This is a genomic window from Streptomyces sp. NPDC127595 (assembly GCF_042671685.1).
In the GTDB taxonomy this organism is placed as follows: Bacteria; Actinomycetota; Actinomycetes; order Streptomycetales; family Streptomycetaceae; genus Streptomyces.
This window is the reverse complement of the sequence record NZ_JBHXWK010000001.1, coordinates 1074066-1095627: the sequence shown is the minus strand read 5'-3', so window position 1 is coordinate 1095627 and position 21562 is coordinate 1074066. Positions and strand designations below refer to the sequence as shown.

Here is a 21562-nt window from a genome sequence, read left to right as displayed (position 1 = left end):
CCGCCTGCGCAGGTGTGACTCGCTCCTCCTGCGGGCGCCGGAGCAGGCCGAAGACGGCAGGTCCTCGGTGCTCCGGTGGCAGGTCCGGCATGCGCGGCACGATGTGGAAGTGCACGTGGGCGAAGCCCTCGGCCTCGGCGAATTGGACGACGTAGGTCTTGAGGCAGCCGGTCACCTTGCGGAGGGCCCGGGAGAGTTCCACCTGCCACACCCCGAGCGCGGTTGCCTCCGCGTCGGTGAGGTCGTGAACGGCCGTGACGTGACGTCGAGGGAGGAGGACCAGCCAGCCCGGCACCGTGGTGTTGAAGTCGTGGGCCACCCGCCAGTGCTGGTCGAACGCGAGGCACTCGCGTGGGGGGAGTTCGCCGAACTGCGCTTCCTTGCCGCACGCGTAGCACTCGGAGTTCGTCATGAACCGAGATGGTAGGACTCCCGCCTCGTACCGCCTCCCCGGTGATCTGCCTATCCCGCCCTGCGGGCGACCTGTCGGCCTCCTCCCGAGGCACTGACTGCGGTGTGAGGTACGGCGGGCCGGGCGGATACGGGCGCCGGCACGGGCGGCCGGCCGCCAAGTGCGATGGAGAACTGGTCCGTCACCTGGGCCAGCGCCTCTGCGGCGGCCGGCGCGACGGTCAGTGTGCCGCCGTCGCCCACTGTGATGTCCTTGTCGAGCGTGAACCAGCCCGGAACGATGTGCGCGGCCCCCATCGAGCTCAGCACCGGTCGCAGCGCGTAGTCGATGGCCAGGACGTGGGCCGTGCTGCCGCCGGTGGCCAGCGGCAGCACCGTCTTGCCGGTCAGCGCGTACTGCGGGAGCAGGTCGAGCAGCGACTTCAGGAGCCCCGAGTAGGCGGCCTTGTAGACGGGGGTTGCGATCACCACCCCGTCCGCCTGCTCGAACAGTGCCGTGGCCTCGACGATCGCGGGGTGCCCGAAGTCGGCGCCGAGCAACGCCTCGGCGGGCAGGGTCCGCACGTCCAACGGGGTCACCTCATGGCCCTGGCTCCGGAGCCGGTCGTCCAGGTGGCGCACAAGCCGTGCGGTGCGAGAGGTGGCGGAGGGGCTTCCGGAGACGGACAGAATGGCGGCCATGAAAGGACCTTCCGGGTTCGGGGATCAGAAGTACCGGTACCGGCTGAGCGGGACGGTTCTCCGTCGGCGTACGTCTGCGGAGTGCTGCCGCTGCTTGCGTGCCGGACGGACAGCGGCTGTCACCAGGCGCTGGATTCCACCGCGATCACCGGTACGAGTTCGTTGCGCAGGGCCTCCAGGAAGGTGACGGTCTCGGCCGCCACCGAGCGGTGCTGCAGGTCGTTCAGGACGTCGTGGTGGGCGCCGCGGACGACCGACAGACGGGCACGCGGCAGTGACTTGGCCGTGCGGGCGAGTGCGTCGTGGTCGGCCAGCGGGTCGGCGTCGCCGACGAGGATCAGCGCGGGGACGTCGACTTCGCCGTCGTACGCCGCCGTGAGCAGTTCGGCCGGCACGGCGTCGTTGAGGGAGCCACGCCGGACCTGGGAGTCGTCGGTGAGCGTGCCTCGATGGGCGGGGCAGGAGGTACGTACGTCGAGTTCGTCGTCCCAGGTGCCGACGGCGGTGGCGGTGTGACCCGGGAGGCCCGCGAGAACGACAGCGTCAGGCCGCCATGCCGCAGGGGACCCCGTACGGCTGAGGAGGGCGGCTACTGCGGCGGCGCCCGTGTCGGATCCCACCAGCACGACGGGGCGTACGACACCGTCCTCGGCCGCCGTGCCCTCGACGGCGTCGGCAAGCCGTGCGCCGAGCCGGGTCAGCGAGCCGCTCAGGTCGTCGGAGCCGATGTCCGGTGCGTCGACCACGCGGACGCGGTAGGCGTCGGCAGCGAGCCGCCTGCCGAACCGACCGTAGGTCGCACGGGTCTCCCCTCTGCCGGGCACCACCACGACGGTGCCGCGCGTACGAAGGCCCTCGGGGCCGTAGTGGTCGGCGTACTCGGTCATTTCATACTCCTGCGGGTTCGGGATCGCGCGTGGGCTTCCAGCCCAGGGCGGGTGCCACCTCGGTCGCGATGAGCTCAAGGGCTCGGACGGCGGCGTCGTGGTCGGGAATAGCGGGGTTGAACTGGGTGATCAGATCGGTCGCGAACGGCAGGACCTTCTCCTGCCGGAGCTCCGCGACGATCTCGTCGGGCGCGCCGTAGAAGGAGTGGAAGCGACGCAGCGCCTCGTTCTCGTCGAGGCCCTTGGGGAAGGCACCGCTCTCCGCCATGCGCAGCGCCGCCCGGTGGACGTCGTCGCCGATCTGCCGGAGCGCCGTACGTCGGTCCTTCGCAGGGAAGACGAAGCGGGACAACCCGATCCGGGGGCGCCGCGGTTGATCCCAGGCGGTGAGGAACGCCTCCGCCCAGGGACGCTGCACCTCGTCGGTCGGGGCGTCGAATCCGTACGCCGCACGGTTGAGCAGAAGGTTCGAGCCACCCTCCGCGGCGTAGGCCGCCCCCTCCCCGCTGAAGACGCCCTGCCAGATCCGGTCGGTGAAGTCGTCGGCCGGCGGCTGAATACGAAAGCCGGGTGTGCCCACTTCGCCATTGGCCAGTGCCTGGCGCAGCACGCGCAGGTTCTCGCTGGTCAGCTCGCGTTTGCGGGCCACATCCTTGCCGAAGGCGGCGTACTCCAGGCTGCTTGAGCCGCTGCCCACCCCGATCTCCACGCGCCCGCCGCTGAGGGTGTCGACGGCGGAGACGTCCTCGGCGAGGCGGACCGGGTCCTCCAGCGGGAGGATCGTGATGGCGGTGCCGAGCCGGATCCGGGTGGTCCTCGCCGCCGCGTGGGCGAGGAAGGTCCACGGCGAGGACAACCCGCCACCGCCCAGGGAGACATGGTGCTGGGCGACCCAGCCGACGTCGAAGCCGAGTTCGTCGGCGACGACGAACAGTTCCTGGGCGTTGCGGTAGGTCCGGGCCAGGTCGTCGCCGCGGCCCTGGACATGGGTGAGAAAGCCGAGCCTGAAGCGCGGCGTCTCGGTCGTCATGATGGGGTCGCCTTTCGGAGGTCAGGCTGCGGAGAGGTCACCGGAACGGCTCGTGCCACCCATGGTTGACGGGCAGTCAGTTTGCGGCGGCAGGCTCATGAGACACCGCTCGCTTTCGGCTCGGCCCTCAGTCGTTCACGAGCTCGGGCTCGCGGGTGTGGCGGTTGGCCGGGATCGGCAGGCCGAGGTTGCCGCGCAGGGTGTCGGACGCGTACTCGGTGCGGAACAGGCCGCGCTTCTGCAGGAGCGGGACGACTCCGTCGACGAAGAGGTCGAGGTCCTCGTTGGTGCGGAAGGCGAGGTTGATGCCGTCGAGGGTGCCCGCGTCGAACCACTTCTCGATGGTGTCGGCGACGGTCTCGGGCGCTCCCACGAACGGTGCCGGGCGGAACGCCGAGAGGGAGTCCGCGACCTGGCGCAGGGACAGGTTCTCGGCCTTGGCCCGCTCGATGATCTTCGCGGCGCCGGTCCTGCCGCCCTTCTCCGCGAGGTGCGCGACATCCGGGAAAGGCGCGTCCAGGTCGTGCCGGCTGAAGTCGTAGGCGCCGAAGGAGCGGCCCAGGAGAGCGAGGTTGCGCGCGAAGTCGTTGTCCTCCTCGAAGATCTCCCGCTCACGCCGCTGGGCGGCCTCGTCGGTGGGGGCGACGACCGGGCTGCCGTGGATGAAGATCTTGATGTGCTCGGGGTCGCGGCCGTACGCGGCGGTGCGCCGCTTGATGTCGGCGTAGTACTCCTGCGCCTGCTCCAGCGTGCCGCCCGGCGCGTAGATGCCCTCGGCGACCTGCGCGGCGAGGTCACGGCCCTCCTCGGAGACACCGGCCTGGAAGATCACCGGCTGGCCCTGGGGCGAGCGGGAGAGGTTGAGCGGTCCGGCGATCTTGAAGTGCTCGCCCACGTGGTCGAGCGCGTGCAGTTTCTCCGGGTCGAGGAAGACGCCCCGCTCCACGTCCGCCGGGAAGGCGTCGTCCTCGTAGGAGTCCCACAGGCCCCGGGCGACCTGGACGAACTCCAGGGCCCGGCCGTAGCGGGTGGTGTAGTCGAGGTGCTCGTCGAGACCGAAGTTCCTGGACGTGCCGGTGTCGAAACTGGTGACGACGTTCCAGCCGGCCCGGCCACCGCTGATGTGGTCGAGCGAGGCGAACCGGCGGGCGAGGTTGAAGGGCGAGTTGTACGTCGAACTCGCCGTGCCGACCAGGCCGATGTGCTTGGTGTGGGTGGCGACCGCCGACAGCAGGGTGAGGGGCTCCAGCCGGTTGAGATAGTGCGCCGGGTAGGTGGCGTTGATGAACTGGCTGTCGACCACGAACAGGGCGTCGAAGAGGGCGTGTTCGGCCGCCTGGGCCTGCTGGATGTAGTAGTTGATGTCGATGCTGGCGTTCTTCGCGACGCGCGGGTCCTTCCAGAGACCGTGCTGGCCGGGGCCGCCGACGCCGTACGGGTGCAGCGCGAGGTGGAGCGTGCGGGACATGGGTGTTCCTCTCGGTGGTGTGCTCAGGCGTTCAGCAGGGCGCGCAGGGCTTCGCGCTCGGCACGGCCGACGGGGCTGGTGCGCAGGGTGGGTGCGGAGCTGACCAGCAGCCGGGTGTACACGTGCTGCGGGCGGGTGATGACGTCACGGGCGGCACCGACCTCGACGAGTTCGCCCTGGTAGAGCACGGCGATTCGGTCGGCGGTGCCGGCGATGGAGCCGAGGTCGTGGGAGATGAAGACGAGGGCGACCCCGTCGGCACGGAGTTCCTTGAGGATCTCCAGGACCTGGACGCGGTTGGCGGAGTCCAGGGCGCTGACCGGTTCGTCGAGGATGACCAGCTTGGGTTCGGTGACCAGCGCCCGGGCCACGGAGACCCGTTGACGCTGGCCGCCGGAGAGTTCCCCGGGCAGCCGGTCCAGAAGGTCGGCGGTGAGGCGGACACGGTCGAGGAACGTGCGGGCCCGGGCGGCCGCCTCCTGGCGCGGAACGCCCTGGACGAGCAGCGGTTCGGTCAGGGAGTCCTCGATGGTGAGGTCGGGGTCGAGGCTGCGCAGCGGGTCCTGGAAGACGTACTGGATCACGCCGCGGCGGCGCAGACCGCGCCACTGGCGGCGGCCGTACCCGCTCACGTCCTCGCCGCCGATGCGGATCGAGCCTGCCGACGCCGGCACCAGGCCGAGAACGGCGCGGGCGAGGGTGGACTTGCCCGAGCCCGTCTCGCCGATGACTCCGATCGTCTCGCCGGGCTGGACGCTCAACGAGACGTCGTGCAGGGCGCGTCGGCGCCGGCGGCCCAGGCCGTAGTGCACTTCGAGGCCGGTGATGTCCAGGACCGGGCCCGGCGTCTCGTCGTGTCCGGCCGGGACCTTGCCGTGGCCGGCAGGAATCTCCTCGACGCCGGCCGGAGTTCCCTCACGGCTGACCGGGACCTCCTCGTGGCCGCCCGCCGCCCCCTCGACGCCGGCCCGAGTCTCCTCGTGCCCGCCCGCTGTCAGTTGCGTCTGTTCGGTGGTCATGACGTCTCTTCCGCTGCGAGGAACTTCTCCAGGCCGTACTGGTCGTGTTCGGCGATGAGGAGCCGGGTGTAGTCGTCCTTCGGCTCGTGCAGCACCTCCCGCGTCGGGCCCTGCTCCACCACCTGCCCCTCACGCATCACGAGGACCTCGTCGCACAACTGGGCGACGACAGCCAGGTCGTGGGAGACGATCACGAGGGCCAGTCCGGTCCGCTCGCGCAGTTCGGCGAGCAGGTCGAGGATCTCCGCCTGGACGGTGACGTCGAGTGCCGTGGTGGCCTCGTCGGCGATGAGGATGCGCGGTTCGGCGGCGATCGCCGCCGCGATCAGGACGCGTTGGAGCATGCCTCCTGAGAGCTCGTAGGTGTACTGGCCGTAGACCAGCTCCGGGTCACGCAGTTGCACCGCCTGCAGCAGTTCGACGGCACGGTGGCGTGCCGCGCGCCGCTTCAGTCCCTGCTTGGCCCGGATGACCTCGGCGATCTGGGCGCCGACGCGGATGGAGGGGTTGAGATAGGAGGCGGGGTCCTGGAAGACGGCGCTGATCGTGGATCCCCGCAGCTCGGTCCACCGTCGGGGTGTCAGGGTCGCGATGTCGGTGCCGGTGATCTCGACGGAGCCGCCGGAGACCTCGAAGTGCGCGGGCAGGATGCCGAGCGCGGCACGGCAGGTGAGGGTCTTGCCGCTGCCGGACTCGCCGACGATGCCGACCGTCTTGCCGGGCGTGAGCTCGAAACTGACCCCATGGACGATCTCCCGGTCGGTCACCGGGTCGCTGATACGGACATCGCGCAGGGTGAGCACCGGCGCGGCCGCCGGGTCGGCCGGGCCGGAGTGCTCGGCGCTCTGGGTCCGCTCCGGAGCGGCGCTCTGGGTCCGCTCGGGAGCAGCGCCCTGGGTCCGCTCGGAAGCGGTGTTCTGGGACAGCGTCGTCATCGGGCACCTCCGGCGGAGACGGGATCGGCCTTGTCGAGGCGGTTGGCGCGCGCCTTGCGGGTGTTGAGCAACGCCCGGCCCGCCTCGCCGGAGACATCGCGAATCGCGTCGGCGAGCACGTTGCTGGCCCAGACGGTGACCATGATCAGCAGGGCGGGTGCAAGTGGCGCCCACGGCCGGTAGCTGAGGTAGCCCAGGTCGGAGGCGAGCAGCCCGCCCCAGGTGGGCGCCGGGGGCTGGACCCCGATACCGAGGAACGTCAGGCTGGAGACGATGACGAAGCCGACACCGATGGTCTGGGCGAGCGCGACCGCGATGGGCGGGAGCACTTTGGCCCACACGTGGCGGCGTACGACCCAGCCGATGGACGCACCGGAGATGAGCGCCGCCTCCACGTACGGAGAGCGTGCGACCGCCAGTGTGGCCGCGCGGGCCACCCGGTAGAAGAGCGGGGAGACCAGCGCACCTGTGACGAGCATGGCCTGGGTGATGCCGTTGCCGAGCAGCGCGATCACGGCGACCGCGAACAGCAGGAACGGCAGGGCGACCAGGGTGTCGGCGAGTCTCAGGGTGAGCCACTCGAAGGCCCGGCCGAGGTAGACCGACAGGATGCCGGGGATCGCGCCGACGACCAGTGCCATCAGCGCCACCTCGAGCGAGCCGAGCACGCTGACGCGGGAGCCGTCCAGAAGGCGGCTGAACACGTCACGGCCGAGATAGTCCGTGCCCAGCCAGTGCGCGCCCGAGGCGGCGGCGAGCGTGTGGTCGCTGGTGGCCAGCGGATCCTGCGGGGCGAGCCACGGGCCGAGGATCGCGAGCAGTGCGATGACGGCGAGGACGGTGACGGCGATCCGTCCGGACGTGAGCGCGAGGACGCGGCGCACCATGTTCACACCCCTCGTTGAGATGCCGGCGTCACGCGCGCCAGCACCAGGTTGACGATCAGGTTGAAGGCGACGACCAGCACGATCGACACGACGAGTACGCCCTGTACGGCGGGCACGTCACCGGCCTGGGCTGAGTCGTTGGCGAACCGGCCGAAGCCCTGCAGGCCGAAGATCCATTCCGTTACGACGGAGGCGCCGACCAGCGAGGGGAACTTGAGGCCGAGTGTGGCGAGCGCCGGCCCGAGGCCGTTGCGCAGTACGTGGCCGAAGAAGATCCGGCGTGGACTCAGTCCCCGTACCACCGCGCCCGTCACGTAGTTCTCGCGGTAGGCCGCGACGAGACTGCTGCGCAGCTGACGGGCGACGTCGGCGATGACGTCGAAGCTGAGGGCGACCGCGGGCAGGGTGATGTGCGCGAGCCACGGACCTACTCCCTGTTCCGCCGGAACGTACCCGGCGGCCGGGAAGACCTGGAATCCGACCGCGAACACCGCGACCAGCACGATGCCGACGACGAAGGCCGGCATCACCGAGATCACGGTGACGAATCCCGTGATGGCACGGTCGATGACAGTGGTGCGTTTCAGTGCGGCCACCGTGCCGAGGACGAACCCGACGAGTACGCCGATGATCAGCGCGAACGTCGCGACCGAGAGGCTCACGCCCAGGCCGAGGCCGATGAGCGTGGAGATGTCGGCGCCGTTGGTCCAGCTGGTGCCGAGCTGTCCGTGCAGGATGCCGGTGAACCAGTCCCAGTACTGGGTCAGGAAGGGCTTGTCGAGGCCCCACTGTGCCTCGACGCGTGCGATCGCTTCGGGAGTCGCCTCCTCGCCCAGCTGGATCCGCGCGGGGCTGAGCCCGCTCAGCGACCGCAGCGCGAACGTCACGAACGTCGCGACCAGGAAGACGGGCACGAAGATCGCGATCGACCGGGCGAGGGCGACCAGGACGCGGCCCAGCGTGTGCCGCGCCCTGGCCATGGCGACCCCGCGACGGCGAACAGGCTTGTCCTGTACCGCGGTTGTCGTCGTCATGGGTTGCCCCCTCTCTGTCATGGGTGGATGTCAGTTGGCGCCGGAGATGGTCACGCCGGTCCAGTCGATGTGGGCCGGGTTCTTCGGCAGGCCGGAGATCGACTTGCTCTTGGCGATCAGGTTGGGCTGGGAGAACGTGAAGACCAGCGCCTTGCTCTCCAGGCCGGCCCGGGTCGCCGCCTGCAGGACGTCCGCGTAGTCGGGCGCGTCCAGCGGGGTCTCACGGACCTTGGCGATGGCCGCCTCGAAACCGGCCGGCTCGTAGGGGGAACTGAGGTTGAGCGGACCGTTGGGGCCGAAGTGGGCGGTGAGCGTCTGCGCCGCGGAGTCCCGGCCCGTGGTCCCGTAGAGGGAGAACGTCAGGTCCTTGGCGAAGAACGGCGTGGCCCAGTTCTTGTCGATCTTGATGTTGACCGTGATGCCGACCTTGGCCAGCTGAGACTGGACGATCTCGGCCTGCGGGTCCTCGGCGGGGATGACCAGGTCGAGCTTGATGTCGCCGGACTTGTAACCGGCCTCGGCGAGGAGTTCCTTGGACTTCGCGGGGTCGTACGGGTAGGTGTTCTCCGACTTCGGGTCGTAGGCGACGTAGCCCTTGGGGAACGGCTGGTCGGTCGCCGATCCATAGCCGAAGGTCAGCTTGTCGACGAACTCCTGGCGGTCTATCGCGTAGCGGACGGCGTCGACGACCTTGTCGTTGTTGAACGGCGCCTTGTTGATGTTCAGGCTGATGTTCGAGGCGTTGAAGCCCGGCTGGACGAAGACGTCCAGACCCGCCTTCTTGGCGGCGTCCGCCTGGCTCGGCTTGATGTCCGCGAAGTTGTAGACGCCGGTCTGCAAGCCGGAGACGACCGTGGCGGAGTCAGGGGCCGAGGTGAGTTCCACGTTGTCGATGTGGATGTTCTTCGCGTCCCAGTAGTCCGGGTTCTTCTTCAGCAACACCTTGGTGCCCGGCACCAGCTGCGTGACGGTGAACGGCCCGGCGCCGACCGGGGCCTGGTCGAGCTTCTCCGGGGACGCGGCCGCCTTGGGGCTGGCGATCTGCAGGACGCGCTCGCCGAGCAGTTGCGGTATCTGGTAGTCGACCTGGTTGAGGTGGATGACGGCGTCCAGTCCGTTGGCGTCCACCGACTTGATCGAGGTCAGGTCGCCGAAGAGCGCGGAGTCCTTCTGCTCCTTGGCCCGTTCGATGGCCGCCTTGACGGCGGCGCCGTCGACCGGTTCCCCGTCGCTGAACTTCAGGCCGGGGCGCAGATGGAAGGTGATCTCGTCACCCTTGTCGTTGTACTCCCAGCTCTTGGCGAGGTCCGGGACGGCATTGCCCTTTTCGTCCGTGCGCGTCAACGACGCGTACACCAGGGCGAGTTCGCGGAACTGGGCACCGCTTCCGCCGACCACCGGGTCCCAGTGGGTCGGGAAGTAGGAGGACGTCCACTTGAGGGTGCCGTTGGCGCTCGCGGAGGAGGCTTCACCGCCGCACGCACTGAGGGCGGGGACGAGCACGGTGACGAGGGCGGTTCCGAGGGCCGCGACACGCAGGCGGGCGGATCGGCGGTCCAGTCTGGGGCGGCGGAGCGTGAGTCGTCCGGACATCTCATTCTTTCTTTGACGGCCCGAACCCGTGCCGGGGCGGCAGGATCGGGGCGCGGGGTCCGGCCCTGCCCGTGCCGGCCGTCGACACAGACCTGAGTGGGCATGACGACGGGGGCTTCGATGCACACGTCGGGCACGCCACCCTCAAGGCATGGGGCGTCGGCAGGTTCGCGGAGCGGAGGGGACCGGGAAGCGGAGGGGAGAAGGGAAAACGACGGGGCGCGGAGGTGGCGCGGGACGACGGGCGCGGCTCAGCGGGGCGGCGGGAGGCCGGTGCTGCCGGGAGCCGTCAGGCGCCTGTGGGCCGTGAGCGGCTGGCGGTCAGCGACAGAGGGCGCTGGAGGTGCGCCGCAGATCCACGTAGCGGCATTCCACGCCGGGGTGCGTCGTGAGCATGCTGCACATCCTGGGGGCAGCCGTCAGCGGCTGTCAATGGACACCAATTGGTGTCTCATTCGGCGGGACAGCACCTGTCCGCAGATCAGAGCCCCGCGTCGGCCTGAGGGACCGCCGTCGGGTGCACCGGCGCCTCCTGGGGATGCAGCCACACCGGGCCGTTGCCGGTATCCACCCGTACGGCGTCCGGGGGCGGCCAGGACCCCTCCGTCAGAAGCCGGAACTCCGGCCCGGCGAGGCTGCGATGGCGCTCCAGTGCCACTGCCGGAAGGAGCGGCCCGGGGACCTTCAGCAGTCCTGGACAGAGTTCGTCGACGGCCGCCGCGTACGCCTCGAAGGGCCGCCAGCCGGGTACCGCCCGGTACCCCGCGGGGGCGCGGACCAGCAGGGTCGGCAGGGCGTACCGGTGCCCACCGTCGACGGTCTCCTTCGCCGCGCCGGGATGCGGCAACCCGCCCTGTACGGCGAGCACTTCGGGTACGGGGCGACGCGCCTCCCCGTGGTCGGCGCGGACCCTTTCCAGCACGCCGGCGGACGCGGCATCGGCCGCCAGCCGCTGTGGGTCCAGGCCCGGCACGCCGCGTGCCGCGGACAGCGCCAGCGCGAGGGTGTCCGCCGGTTCACCGAGCACGAAGACGGTTTCCCGCAGCCGCCGCAGCACCCGCTCGGCCACCTCGGCGCCCTGGAGTTCCGCGGCCTTGGCGACGAGCGAGGCGGGCCAGGAACTGGCCGCCACCCGGCTCAGCCGCGCCGCGCGCGGAGCCCCTGTGTGCCCGCTGATCTCCTCCACGTACCGCGTGTACCAGGCCGTTTCGGCCGCGGGATCGGGCGCCGGGTCGTCGTCGTGGTCGAAGAGGATGGCGTACGCCCGCCGCCAGCGGACCCGGTCACCCAGAGCCGACCGCAGCTTTCTGAAGACGGGCTCCGATCCCCAGGCCCAGGGACACAACGGATCGGTGTACTCGACGACTTCCGGGACAGCCGTCACGCGGCGCCGACCTTCTGCCGCCGCTCGAGCGCGTCGGCGGGCAGCAGTGAGGCGAGGGTCAGTCCGCCGAGGACCGCCGCTGCGCCTGCCTCGACCCGGCGCCACACTCCGGGCATCCCTCCGGCGGGACCGGGGTAGTCGAGCCCGGCCAGCGGCTCGCCGCGCAGGGTGATGACCTCGCCGTCGATGGCGCGTACGACGTCCAGAAGGGTGATGTCCTCGGGGGGCCTGCCGAGCCAGTAACCGCCTTCACAGCCACGCTGGCTGCGCACCAGGCCCGCTTTCCTCAACTCGCCCACCACGGACTTCAGGAACCGGAACGGGATCTCCTGGGACGATGCGATGGCCTCACAGGTAAGCGGACGCTCAGGCTCACAGGCGAGCTCCAGAAGAGCCCGTGTGGCGTAGTCCGCCTTCGCGGAGATATGCATGCCCACATCATGCCTGACGGCCGGCCGCCGGTGCGGGTCTCCACCGGTTCACCGCAAGCATTGCGGCAACATTGCCGCAGATGAAGGCCAATGGACACCTCTTGACATCCTTTCCGGCACCGCTCTAGCGTCCCCGCCATGAGCGAGCCGTTGACGACCCCCGGCGAGGGCTTCCACCCTCACCTCCACACCGCCCAGGGCGACCTGACGGCACCCCTGCGGGCCCGTCTGCACCACATCCGTGCGGACTCGCTGGACGGTGACACGGCACAGACTGGCGGCATGCGCCGGTTCGCCGCCGTCAGCGGGAGGACCGTCGGCTCCGAGAAGCTGTGGATGGGCCAGACCCACGTGGCCCCCGCCACCTCCTCCTCAGACCACCACCACGGTGAGTCCGAGACCGCCATCTACGTGGTCAGCGGACACCCCGAGTTCGTCTTCGTCGACGACTCGGGAGAGGAGCCGGAGGAAGTACGGCTGCGGACCACTCCCGGCGACTACATCTTCGTACCGCCTTTCGTGCCGCACCGGGAGGAGAATCCCGACCCCGCGGAGGAGGCCGTCGTCGTCATCGCCCGCAGCACACAGGAGGCGATCGTGGTCAACCTTCCCCGGCTGTACGCCCTTTCAGCCGACGAGCGCTGACCGGCGCCGGCTGAACGCCCTCCGGCCGACGAAAGCCTGACCCGCGCGCCGCGCAAGCGCCGCCTCCGCCCCGGTCACGCCGGCATCGGTGCCGGGTCGGAGCGGTCGGCGCCGCAGTGCTCCGGGTGACCCTCGACGTGCGGTTGCGGCAGGCGCCGCGATCAACTGTCCGGCCCAGCCGCCCTGTCGGACCAGCGCGACCACTCCGTACGAGGCTTCGACGGACAGCAGGTTCATCACCGCGGTCCTGACCGCCACGGCGACACTGCCGTAGTCAAGCGGGTCAGGACCGTGTCGTCGCCAGTGGGGAGTGGGTCACCCTTCTCCTGCGACGCGACGCTCTCCGCCGTACGGCGAGCCGCTCGATGCGTGCTGGCGCTCGTCGGTTTCGGACAGTCCAACGCCGAGATCGCCGGAACGGTCCACCTCGGCGTCACCACCGTCAACACCCACATCGCGCCTCGGTCACGGACAAGCTGCGGCGGCAGTGCAAGGAAGAACCAATCGAGGGTCAACAGCGGGCCTTGCACAGCAAAGATCGCGAATCCTGTGAACCGGGTTCTCTTCGCCGCACTCCTATTCCATAACGGCGTCCCGAACGGGGAGGCGCCCAATAGGGGAGAAATCATGCGGGACAACCAGCGAACCCGACTCCGTGTCACCAGTGTCGCCATCGCCGCGGCATCCGCCCTGGCTCTGGCCGGCTTCACCGCCGGTTCCTCTCAAGCCGCCGTGTCGTCGCAGTCGCGAACCACGACGGCGCGGCCGGCCTGGGCTGACACCAGCTCCCTGAGCGTCAAGATCCACGCCCTCGACCCCGGAGCCGGCCAGCGCTACGCGTCGGTGGTCCTCACCAACAAGACCCACAAGACCGTCCGAACCCAGGGGTACGTCGGCCTGCAGCTCCTCAACTCCCATGGCAAGAACGTCACCACACATGTGGTCCGCGACGCCGGACACACCCCTTTGATCACTCTCAAGCCGGGACAGAGCGTCCACACCACGCTGCACTGGACCGTCGTCGGCGCCACGGGCGAGCCCACCAAGGCCGAGAAGAACCCGACCGGCCTGGAGGTGACCCCGCCCGACTCCCGTCACCATCTGACGACAGGCTGGAAACTCGGCGACGTCCTGCAGAAGGGCCGCATCGACATCACGCCGCTGGCCAAGGGCAGCGGACCGAAGTAGACCGGCGCCCCGGCGGGCGTGTCAGACGACTTCGTTCAGCTTGCCCGTGGCGACGTCGAACACGAAGCCCCGTACACCGTCCTTGTGCACGATGAACGGATCGGCCTTGATGCGGGCGATCGACTGCCGTACGTCGGCGTCCAGGTCGGGGAACGCCTCGGCCGCCCATGAGGGCCGGATCCCCGTCTCCGCCTGGACCGAGTCCTTGAAACCGTCGTCGGTGAAGGTGAGCATGCCGCAGTCGGTGTGGTGGATGAGGATGATCTCCTCGGTGCCGAGCAGCCGTTGGCTGATGGCGAGCGACCGGATCTCGTCCTGGGTGATCACACCGCCCGCGTTGCGGATGACGTGCGACTCGCCTTCGGCGAGACCCAGGATCGCGTACACGTTGAGCCGGGCGTCCATGCATGCCACCACAGCGAGCTTCTTCGCGGGCGGAAGGGGGAGCGGGCCGGTGAAGGTCTCGGCGTAGCGGGCGTTGTTGGCCAGCAGTTCATCGGTGACGGACATGGTGGGCCTCTGTTTCTGGGATGCGGCGGATGCACCGCTCACATAACTGCACGGTGAGCGGTTCGGGGAGGTCGACACACGGAGCCGGATGCGCGGTGCGGGCACGCGACATGGCCCGGGGGTTGCCGAACGGCTCCTCGGGGAGCAGCCCGACGCCCCCTAGCGACAGAAACCGTCGAAGAGGTAGACGCGACGCGAGGGCCAGAAGCCCTCGGTGAAGCGCAACATGCGGCCAGTGAACACCGGGGCCGGTCCACCTGGCAAGAGCACGGGAGTTCGGGGAGAGCCCTGCGACGCCGGCCCGTTCGCCGACAGCATGGAACGCCTGCCTTCAGCGGCGCCGACGGGCCGCTGAAGGCAGGCGGTGGTGCCGTCTACCAGGTGAAGGTGGCGGTGGTGCGCGCCGGGAGTGTGTAGACGTAGGACTGGCTGCCCCAGTTCACCCGGATGGACTGGGTGCTGGTGCCGCCGTTGTGGGCGATCAGGGCCTTGGAGCCGTCGGGGTTGCGCCAGGCGACGTTCTGCACCGTGCTGTTGGCGGTGGAGGCGATGCGGTACGCGCCGGGCTTGACGAACTTGGTGAGGTGGCCGGTGGTGTAGTACTCGACGGTGTAGTCGACCTGTCCCGCCCGCGCGCCGCCTTCCTGCACGGTGATGAGTCCGGTGCAGGTGCCGCAACCGCCGTTGTGCGGGCCCATGTTCTGGTTCAGCGCCAGGCTCCACTTGACCAGGCTGCTGCTCCAGTTGCGGGCGTAGTTGACGATGTCGGCGAGGTCCTCGTTGTGCTGGTTGGTGATCCAGGTGCCGCCCGAGTGCTCGGTGCTGAACTGCTTGACCGTCGGATACGCGTTGTGGACCTGGGTGCCGACCGCCGGGTCACCGAAGTAGCCGTGCCAGGCGATCCCGCCGAACAGCGGGTCGTTGCGGACACCGGCGTCGGCGAGGATCGCCGAGCCGAAGTTGGCGTAGTCACCGTAGTTCCAGTCGTGCACGAGGACCTTCGTGGTGGTGATGCCCGCGGCGCGGAGGGCCGGGTAGAGGTGATTCTTGGTGAACTCCACGAGACCCGAGGGGTTCCAGCTCATGCCCGGGTAGTTCATCGCCGTCGGGTTGCTCGCCTGGCAGCAGTTGGGCTCGTTCTGCACCGAGAGGTAGTTGATGGGGATGCCCGCGGCCTGGTAGCTCTGGATGTACTTGACCAGGTACTGGGCGTACATGGGGTAGTACTCCCACTTCAGCCAGCCCATCTGGTCCATGCGCCCGTTGTCCTTCATCCACGCCGGCGAGCTCCATGGCACGCCCTTGACCCGGAGGGCCGGGTTGAGCTGCTTGGCCTGCGTGGTCAGGAGACGGACGTTGGTGTCGTAGCCGTTGGCGCCGAAGTCGTTGAGGTTGCAGCAGGTGTCGTCGAGCGAGACGTTGCCCGGCCGGGAGAGGTCGGAGGCTCCGATGGGGTTGCGGACGAACGACAGCCCGATGCCCGCGGTCGGTGAGAACAGCTTCTGCATGACGGTGTCGCGGGTGGCGGCGGTGATCGGGCCGCCACGCAGCAGATAGGCGGTGGTGTCCGTGATCGAGGCACCGCCGCCCTCGAACTGCTGGTACGTGGTGTTCTCGTCGACGGTGATCGTGTGCTGGGCCGTTCCGCCCGCGGGGCCGAACCGCAGCGCGGTCTGCTGCGCCAGACCACGCGTCACGTTGCGTCCGGCGGAGTCGGAGGTGGTGGTCAGCCAGACGTTGACCGGTTCGTTCACCGCCTGAGCGGTGCCGCCGGTCGCGGCGAGCGTGGCCGCCGCGACAACACCGGCCAGCAGAAAGCGAGTTGCCCGAGACAGGGAGGACCGGGGACGGGATCGTGTCATGCTGTCGCCCTTCGCAATGGTGGGGGCAGTGCAAGGCATTCAGATCCATGACCAGAAGGCCAGTGTGTGACCAATCGCCGCAAAAACTAAAGGTCTGAACCAGACACGTCAAGACTGAACACAATCCGCGGCAGCCGCAGGGCTCCGAGGTCACGCACCTGGCCCAGGGTCCGGTTTGACGGCGTCGGTGATTCCCGCCCGGGCCGCTTCGAGCTGAGCGGCGAAGGCGATGCCGAGGAACAGTGTCACGCCGGTGAGGTTGGCCCACAGCAACAGTGCGACGAAGGCCGTCAGCGGTCCGTACACGGTGCCGAACGATCCGCTCTCGGCGACGTACAGCGACAGCAGCCACGTGGCCGTGACCCACAGCACGAGATGGACCGCCGAGCCGAACGCCAGCCATGTGTAGCCCGGTTGGTCCCTGCGCGGAGCCCAACGGAAGATCACCGCCGAGGCGATCCAGGCGAGCGCGACACCCAGGGGCACCTGAAGGACACCCCACCAGTCGAGCCGCTCCCGGGGCCAGCCGAAGGTCTCCCCCACCGCGTCCCCGACGGCATCCCCCGCGACGAGCACCAGGAACCCGAGGACCATCGGCATCCCCGCGGCGAGGGCGAGGAGCAGGGCCCGCCCGTACTTGGCAAGGAACGGCCGGTCGCGTTCGATTCCGTAGATGCGGTTGGCGCCTCGCTCGACCTGCGCCATCGCCGAGGCGAGGTTGAGTACGGCGAAGGCCAGCCCCAGCCACATGGCGACGGCGCTCCAGACTCCGGAACCAGCGCTGCGTTCGGTGCCGTCCAGAGCGTCCGCGACCAGCCGTGAGCTGGCACCCGGCACGATGTGCCCCAGGGTGAGTTCGATGATCCGCCCCACGCTCTCCGTGTGCACCGTGGTCGCCACGCCGACGAGGGCGATGGTGAACGGCACCATGCCCAGGACCACTTGGAACGCGAGTGAACGGGAGCTGGTGAACCCGTCGGCATAACGGAACCGGGCGAAGGCGTCGAGCAGCAGCCGGCGGCCTCCGTAGTGCCGCAGCGCGGTCAGCGCCTCGTCTCCGGAGAGTTCGTCCCCGATCATGTCCCGCGTCTGCGGAACGTGTACAGCGGTCCCCATGGCGAGCGTCTTCCCTCCGGTCGTACTGACCCGCACGGTACAACCCTCACCGGGCCCGGCCGCCGTCGGACGTCCAAGGTCAACGCCACGCGAGGCGCACCCGCCCATGCCGTCCGGCTTCGAGTACAGCCTGACCCCGCTCGGAGGTTCCGAACGGGAACCCGGCGTTGCGATCGCACAAGTTCCCTACGGCAACCAGGCGTTGGCGGTAGCCCGGCGGCGCGTGGTCAAACCCGCAAACCATCCCGGTCGAGCACCAGCCGCACTCTTGACCGCAGATGGTACAGACCAATAGCTTCCGGGCATGCGTCGAAGACTCCTCGGCAGGCTGGCACTCGCCGCCTGCGCCATGTCCCTTCCCGTCACTCTCCTCGCCACGGCCCCCGCGTCCGCCGATGGCACTCTCACGTCAAAGTCCCCCGCCTACAAGAGCGTCGGCTACTTCACCCAATGGGGTGTCTACGGCCGCGACTTCCAGGTCGCCGACCTGGAGACGAGCGGAGCGGCAGCCGCCCTCACGCACATCAACTACGCCTTCGGCAACGTCAGTTCTGACGGCAAGTGCTTCACGGGGAACATCCCCGGGGAGGCCGACGCCTGGGCTGACTACGCGCGCCCGCTGGACGCGGAGAACTCCGTGGACGGCGTCGCCGACACCGACACACAGGCGTTGGCGGGCAACTTCAACCAGCTGAAAGAGCTCAAGGCGAAGAACCCGGGCCTGAAGGTGCTGATCTCCCTCGGCGGCTGGAGCTGGTCCACCCACTTCTCCGACGCGGCCCGCACCGCCGCCTCCCGTGAGGCGTTCGTGGCCTCGTGCCTCGACCTGTACATCAAGGGCAACCTGCCCGTCGACGGAGCGCGCGGCGGCCAGGGCGCCGCGGCCGGGCTCTTCGACGGTGTGGACCTGGACTGGGAGTGGCCGGGGTCCGCAGGGGACACCGACACGGTCTACCGCCCCGAGGACAAGCGGAACTTCACCGCGCTGGTGCACGAGTTCCGGCGGCAGCTCGACGCGTACGCGAGCAGCCAGAAAAAGGGCAAGCACTACGAGCTGACGGCGTTCGTGCCGACCGCCCCCGAGAAGATCGACGCGGGCTTCGACGTACCCCGCATCATGCGGGACCTGGACTTCGTCAACCTTCAGGGCTACGACTTCCATGTCTCCGGTGAGGCGACCACGAACCAGCAGTCCGCGCTGTACGCCAAGAACGACTTCAGCGTCGACCAGACCGTCGACGCCTGGCTCGAACGGGGCGCACCGGCGCGCAAGCTGGTCGTCGGCATGCCCTTCTACGGGCAGGGCTGGACCGGCGTGACCGGGGGCGGCGACGGCCTGAACCAGCCCGCGGCGGCCCCCGCGCCGGCGACCTGGCAGGCAGGGTACGAGGACTACAAGGCGCTCAAGAAGCTTGCGGACTCGGGTAGTTACTCCGTTTACCGCGATCGCAGGAACGGCCACGCCTGGCTCTTCGACGGCACGACCCTGTGGACGTACGACGATCCGCAGGTCCTCACCGCGAAGACCGACTACATCCGTCGGCACCGGCTGGGCGGGGCGATGATCTGGTCCCTCGACGGAGACACCTCCGACGGTGAGTTGATCCACGCCATCGACAAGGGGCTCACCCAGCGCTGAGCCGCGCTCTTTCCGCACCACACAATCGCGTACGGGCTCCGACGGTGGGGCGGTGGGTTTGCCCACCGCCCCACCGTCGCGCCGGGGGAGTTCAGATCTGTTGTGCGCCGGGGACGCGGCCTGAAGTTTGTAAAACTTTTGGAAGTGGTGGTTGCTGTTCTGTTTCGTGGGCTCCTGGGGCAGGATGACGCGCACACGCCCCCCAGCGTGTCCGTGCCAGGACAAGGAGCCGCAACCTTGATCACCTCGCAGCGCAGTACACCCGGCAGATCCCGCCCCTTCATCGGACTGCTGGTCCTCGCCGTTCTCTCCGCCTGCCTCGGCCTGGTCGGCGCGCCGACCGCCACCGGGGCAACGGTGAGCACGGCCAGGTCCACCGTCGTGGACGTCACGGACTTCGGTGCCGATCCCCGCGGACGCACCGACTCGGCACCCGCGGTGAAGACTGCGCTCCGGCACGCCAAGACCGTGAAGGGGCCCGTCAGGATCGTGTTCCCGCGCGGTACCTACCAGCTGTACCCGGAGAGCGCCGAGGTGCGCGAGCTGTACGTGTCGAACACGGTCGGCGCCGATCAGCGCTACCGCGACAAGTCGATCGGGCTGCTCATCGAGGACATGCGCGATGTGGTGGTGGACGGTCGCGGGTCGACCCTGCTGTTCCACGGGCTGCAGACGGCGTTCGCCAGTATCCGCTCGCACAACGTGACCTTCACCGGCTTCACCTTCGACTATGTCGCGCCGAAGGTCGTCGACGCCACGGTGAAGACGGCCGGGGTGGAGAACGGGCGCGCCTACCGGATCCTGAGCGTGCCGGCCGACAGCCCGTACAAGGTGGCCGACAACAAGGTGACCTGGCTCGGCGAGACCAGCCCGGTGACCGGAAAGCCCTACTGGTCCGGCGTGAACGGCCTGGAGTACACCCAGATCAAGGACCCGAAGGCGCAGCGGTCCTGGCGCGGTGACAACCCGCTGTTCAACGACGTGGCGTCGATGACCGACCTGGGCGGGCAGCGCATCCGGATCGACTACACGAGCTCCGCGACCCCCTCCGACCAGGGGCTGGTGTACCAGATGCGGCAGATCGAGCGGGAGCAGCCGGGAGCGTTCATCTGGGAGTCCTCCGACGTCACGGTCCGCAATCTGGTCGCCCGTGAACTGCAGACCTTCGGTCTGGTCGGGCAGTTCAGCGAGAACATCACCATCGACCGGGTCGACTTCTCACCGGATCCGGACTCCGGCCGAGCCACCGCCGGGTTCGCCGACTTCATCCAGATGTCCGGGGTCAAGGGCAAGGTGTCGGTCACCAACTGCGTCTTCGACGGCCCGCACGACGACCCGATCAACATCCACGGCACCTATCTGCAGGTGGCCGCGCAGCCCTCGGCGAACAGCCTGACGGTGAGTTACAAGCATCCGCAGACCGCGGGATTCCCTCAGTTCTACGTCGGTGACAAGGTCCAGTTGGTCGACAGCGCGACGATGCGCCCGGTTCCTGGCGGTGCGGCCAAGGTGACCGCGGTCGACGGGCCGAGCGGACAGGACCACGACACCTCACTGACCGACATGACGATCACCCTGGACCGGCCGGTGCCCGCAGGCGTCAAGATCGGCGGCACGGACGTGGAGAACCTGACGTACACGCCGAGCGTACGGATCGCCGGCAACGTCTTCCGCAATGTGCCCACGCGCGGGATCCTCGTGACCACGCCCAAGCCCGTCGTGATCGAGAACAACCGCTTCGAGCGGACGACGATGGCGGCGATCTACATCTCCGCCGACGCCTACCAGTGGTACGAGTCGGGCGCCGTCTCGGACGTCCTCATCCGCCGCAACACCTTTGTGAGTTCGACCGGTCCGGTCATCTTCGTCGAACCGACCAACCAGGTGCTGAACGCCGCGGATCCGGTGCACCACGGGATCCGGATCGAGCGGAACACGTTCGAGGTCGGCGATGTCACCGTGGTGGACGCCAAGAGTGTCGGCGGGCTGTCCTTCACGGACAACGTGATCAAGCGGGCCGCGGGCGCGACGGCGCCGTACTCCTCCCGGCTGTACGTCTTCCGGGGCTCGAACGACGTGCTCATCGAGGGCAACCGGTACGCCGGCGGGCTCAACGCCCGCGCCGATACGGAGTCCATGGACGCCTCATCGGTAACTGTGCGCTCGGATGCTGCACGGATCAACGCGGACAACGTGCTGCCGGTTCGCGGCAACTAGCGCGTCAAAGACGGCGGTGTGGCAGTGGTCCACCGAGCCCGGTGTCGATCGGGCCCGGCGACTCCTGCCCACCGTCGTCCCTCACCGACTCCGCCATGGCGGCCGTACGGCGTCCCCGTCGGACACCCGGTGATCCCCCCGGCTCGTGCCTGCCTGCTGCACGGCATACCCGTCTCAACGTCGTACCAAGACGCCTCAACCTCCTGAAACTGGCGCACGGGTCGCGACCGGGCCACGGCGAGCCCGTCCATGCGTACGAGCATCGCTGCCCGCCGCCTCGCGACGGCGCCGGACGGGTGCGTGGGACACACATTCGCTGCGCAGCCCGTTCCCAACTGCTTCCCGGGGCCGCGGGCGCAGGCCTCCCGCCGACCGTAGAGGGAAGGCATTCCCTCTACGGTCGGCTTGAAGTCTTGAAGCCAACACGGGGCGCAGGCGTACTAATGCCGACGAGAAGCATTGACAATGCCATGTCATGTGACTTCACTCCCACGGCAGAGCGCCGGAACCGGTTCCGGTACCGGTTCCGCTCACCCCCCACTCCCCAAGGAGGAGTGCTGTGTTAGCCGATTCCCCACGCCCCACCACAGCCCGCGTACGCAAACGGCCTGGCTGGACTGCCGTA

17 protein-coding genes and 2 pseudogenes are annotated in these 21562 nt (G+C 69.1%); 4 read left to right on the top strand and 15 right to left on the bottom strand.

The window, feature by feature from the left end; translation table 11 throughout:
- Nucleotides 1-148: 148 nt before the first annotated feature.
- From ACFVKT_RS04705 to ACFVKT_RS04650, 12 genes and pseudogenes are all read right to left on the bottom strand, one after another.
- Nucleotides 149-412: pseudogene (locus tag ACFVKT_RS04705) on the bottom strand (HIT family protein); the annotation flags it as partial.
- A 50-nt stretch (nucleotides 413-462) separates the two neighbouring features.
- Entirely contained in the window at nucleotides 463-1092 is a 630-nt protein-coding gene (gene ssuE / locus ACFVKT_RS04700; RefSeq protein WP_385727485.1) for an NADPH-dependent FMN reductase, read from the bottom strand.
- 119 nt (nucleotides 1093-1211) lie between these two features.
- The gene (locus ACFVKT_RS04695; RefSeq protein ID WP_385727482.1) at nucleotides 1212-1979 is read right to left on the bottom strand and encodes an alpha/beta hydrolase; all 768 of its coding nucleotides are present in this window, start codon (nucleotides 1977-1979) and stop codon (nucleotides 1212-1214) included.
- Between the two features lies 1 nt (nucleotide 1980).
- Nucleotides 1981-3009, bottom strand: coding sequence for an LLM class flavin-dependent oxidoreductase (locus ACFVKT_RS04690; RefSeq protein ID WP_385727479.1), 1029 nt, complete (start codon nucleotides 3007-3009; stop codon nucleotides 1981-1983).
- Nucleotides 3010-3136: 127 nt separating this feature from the next.
- Nucleotides 3137-4477, bottom strand: a complete 1341-nt coding sequence (locus ACFVKT_RS04685; protein WP_385727477.1) for an LLM class flavin-dependent oxidoreductase — start codon at nucleotides 4475-4477, stop codon at nucleotides 3137-3139.
- A gap of 23 nt (nucleotides 4478-4500) precedes the next feature.
- A complete protein-coding gene (locus ACFVKT_RS04680; RefSeq protein WP_385727475.1) occupies nucleotides 4501-5496 on the bottom strand; it encodes an ABC transporter ATP-binding protein in 996 nt (331 codons plus the stop codon).
- The gene (locus ACFVKT_RS04675) at nucleotides 5493-6431 is read right to left on the bottom strand and encodes an ABC transporter ATP-binding protein (RefSeq protein ID WP_385727474.1); all 939 of its coding nucleotides are present in this window, start codon (nucleotides 6429-6431) and stop codon (nucleotides 5493-5495) included. Before ACFVKT_RS04675 ends, ACFVKT_RS04680 begins: the two co-directional genes overlap by 4 nt.
- On the bottom strand, nucleotides 6428-7318 hold the full coding sequence (locus tag ACFVKT_RS04670; RefSeq protein WP_385727472.1) for an ABC transporter permease: 891 nt from the start codon (nucleotides 7316-7318) through the stop codon (nucleotides 6428-6430). Before ACFVKT_RS04670 ends, ACFVKT_RS04675 begins: the two co-directional genes overlap by 4 nt.
- A 2-nt stretch (nucleotides 7319-7320) precedes the next feature.
- The gene (locus ACFVKT_RS04665; protein ID WP_385728147.1) at nucleotides 7321-8298 is read right to left on the bottom strand and encodes an ABC transporter permease; all 978 of its coding nucleotides are present in this window, start codon (nucleotides 8296-8298) and stop codon (nucleotides 7321-7323) included.
- 84 nt (nucleotides 8299-8382) lie between these two features.
- Nucleotides 8383-9945 (bottom strand): ABC transporter substrate-binding protein, encoded by a 1563-nt coding sequence (locus ACFVKT_RS04660; protein WP_385727470.1) that lies wholly within the window; start codon nucleotides 9943-9945, stop codon nucleotides 8383-8385.
- A 481-nt stretch (nucleotides 9946-10426) separates the two neighbouring features.
- A complete protein-coding gene (locus ACFVKT_RS04655; protein WP_385727468.1) occupies nucleotides 10427-11329 on the bottom strand; it encodes a DsbA family protein in 903 nt (300 codons plus the stop codon).
- Nucleotides 11326-11760: an RrF2 family transcriptional regulator gene (locus ACFVKT_RS04650; protein WP_385727466.1), complete on the bottom strand. Its 435-nt coding sequence runs from the start codon at nucleotides 11758-11760 to the stop codon at nucleotides 11326-11328. Before ACFVKT_RS04650 ends, ACFVKT_RS04655 begins: the two co-directional genes overlap by 4 nt.
- Nucleotides 11761-11898: 138 nt before the next feature.
- On the opposite strand from ACFVKT_RS04650, the gene ACFVKT_RS04645 reads away from it, so the two are divergent.
- The gene (locus ACFVKT_RS04645; RefSeq protein ID WP_385727465.1) at nucleotides 11899-12405 is read left to right on the top strand and encodes a cupin domain-containing protein; all 507 of its coding nucleotides are present in this window, start codon (nucleotides 11899-11901) and stop codon (nucleotides 12403-12405) included.
- 627 nt (nucleotides 12406-13032) lie between these two features.
- The gene (locus ACFVKT_RS04640) at nucleotides 13033-13593 is read left to right on the top strand and encodes a DUF4232 domain-containing protein (protein ID WP_385727463.1); all 561 of its coding nucleotides are present in this window, start codon (nucleotides 13033-13035) and stop codon (nucleotides 13591-13593) included.
- A gap of 21 nt (nucleotides 13594-13614) precedes the next feature.
- Here ACFVKT_RS04640 and ACFVKT_RS04635 read toward each other — a convergent pair whose 3' ends face one another.
- The 3 genes and pseudogenes from ACFVKT_RS04635 to ACFVKT_RS04625 form a co-directional block, all read right to left on the bottom strand.
- On the bottom strand, nucleotides 13615-14103 hold the full coding sequence (locus ACFVKT_RS04635; protein ID WP_385727461.1) for a beta-class carbonic anhydrase: 489 nt from the start codon (nucleotides 14101-14103) through the stop codon (nucleotides 13615-13617).
- A 377-nt stretch (nucleotides 14104-14480) separates the two neighbouring features.
- Nucleotides 14481-15965 (bottom strand): annotated as a pseudogene (locus tag ACFVKT_RS04630) (glycoside hydrolase family 30 beta sandwich domain-containing protein); the annotation flags it as partial.
- Between the two features lie 150 nt (nucleotides 15966-16115).
- A complete protein-coding gene (locus ACFVKT_RS04625) occupies nucleotides 16116-17081 on the bottom strand; it encodes a YihY/virulence factor BrkB family protein (RefSeq protein WP_385727459.1) in 966 nt (321 codons plus the stop codon).
- Nucleotides 17082-17385: 304 nt separating this feature from the next.
- Between ACFVKT_RS04625 and ACFVKT_RS04620 the strand changes: the two genes are divergently transcribed.
- Both ACFVKT_RS04620 and ACFVKT_RS04615 read left to right on the top strand, forming a co-directional pair.
- On the top strand, nucleotides 17386-18720 hold the full coding sequence (locus ACFVKT_RS04620; protein ID WP_385727457.1) for a glycoside hydrolase family 18 protein: 1335 nt from the start codon (nucleotides 17386-17388) through the stop codon (nucleotides 18718-18720).
- A gap of 237 nt (nucleotides 18721-18957) precedes the next feature.
- Nucleotides 18958-20937, top strand: coding sequence for a glycosyl hydrolase family 28-related protein (locus ACFVKT_RS04615; protein WP_385727455.1), 1980 nt, complete (start codon nucleotides 18958-18960; stop codon nucleotides 20935-20937).
- Nucleotides 20938-21562 lie beyond the last annotated feature (625 nt).

Excerpts from the sequence above, each read along its gene's own strand:
- ssuE (WP_385727485.1), bottom strand. The coding sequence starts at position 1,092 with ATGGCCGCCATTCTGTCCGTCTCCGGAAGCCCCTCCGCCACCTCTCGC.
- ACFVKT_RS04695 (WP_385727482.1), bottom strand. The coding sequence starts at position 1,979 with ATGACCGAGTACGCCGACCACTACGGCCCCGAGGGCCTTCGTACGCGC.
- ACFVKT_RS04690 (WP_385727479.1), bottom strand. The coding sequence starts at position 3,009 with ATGACGACCGAGACGCCGCGCTTCAGGCTCGGCTTTCTCACCCATGTC.
- ACFVKT_RS04685 (WP_385727477.1), bottom strand. The coding sequence starts at position 4,477 with ATGTCCCGCACGCTCCACCTCGCGCTGCACCCGTACGGCGTCGGCGGC.
- ACFVKT_RS04680 (WP_385727475.1), bottom strand. The coding sequence starts at position 5,496 with ATGACCACCGAACAGACGCAACTGACAGCGGGCGGGCACGAGGAGACT.
- ACFVKT_RS04675 (WP_385727474.1), bottom strand. The coding sequence starts at position 6,431 with ATGACGACGCTGTCCCAGAACACCGCTTCCGAGCGGACCCAGGGCGCT.
- ACFVKT_RS04670 (WP_385727472.1), bottom strand. The coding sequence starts at position 7,318 with ATGGTGCGCCGCGTCCTCGCGCTCACGTCCGGACGGATCGCCGTCACC.
- ACFVKT_RS04665 (WP_385728147.1), bottom strand. The coding sequence starts at position 8,298 with ATGGCCAGGGCGCGGCACACGCTGGGCCGCGTCCTGGTCGCCCTCGCC.
- ACFVKT_RS04660 (WP_385727470.1), bottom strand. The coding sequence starts at position 9,945 with ATGTCCGGACGACTCACGCTCCGCCGCCCCAGACTGGACCGCCGATCC.
- ACFVKT_RS04650 (WP_385727466.1), bottom strand. The coding sequence starts at position 11,760 with ATGCATATCTCCGCGAAGGCGGACTACGCCACACGGGCTCTTCTGGAG.
- ACFVKT_RS04645 (WP_385727465.1), top strand. The coding sequence starts at position 11,899 with ATGAGCGAGCCGTTGACGACCCCCGGCGAGGGCTTCCACCCTCACCTC.
- ACFVKT_RS04640 (WP_385727463.1), top strand. The coding sequence starts at position 13,033 with ATGCGGGACAACCAGCGAACCCGACTCCGTGTCACCAGTGTCGCCATC.
- ACFVKT_RS04635 (WP_385727461.1), bottom strand. The coding sequence starts at position 14,103 with ATGTCCGTCACCGATGAACTGCTGGCCAACAACGCCCGCTACGCCGAG.
- ACFVKT_RS04625 (WP_385727459.1), bottom strand. The coding sequence starts at position 17,081 with ATGGGGACCGCTGTACACGTTCCGCAGACGCGGGACATGATCGGGGAC.
- ACFVKT_RS04620 (WP_385727457.1), top strand. The coding sequence starts at position 17,386 with ATGCGTCGAAGACTCCTCGGCAGGCTGGCACTCGCCGCCTGCGCCATG.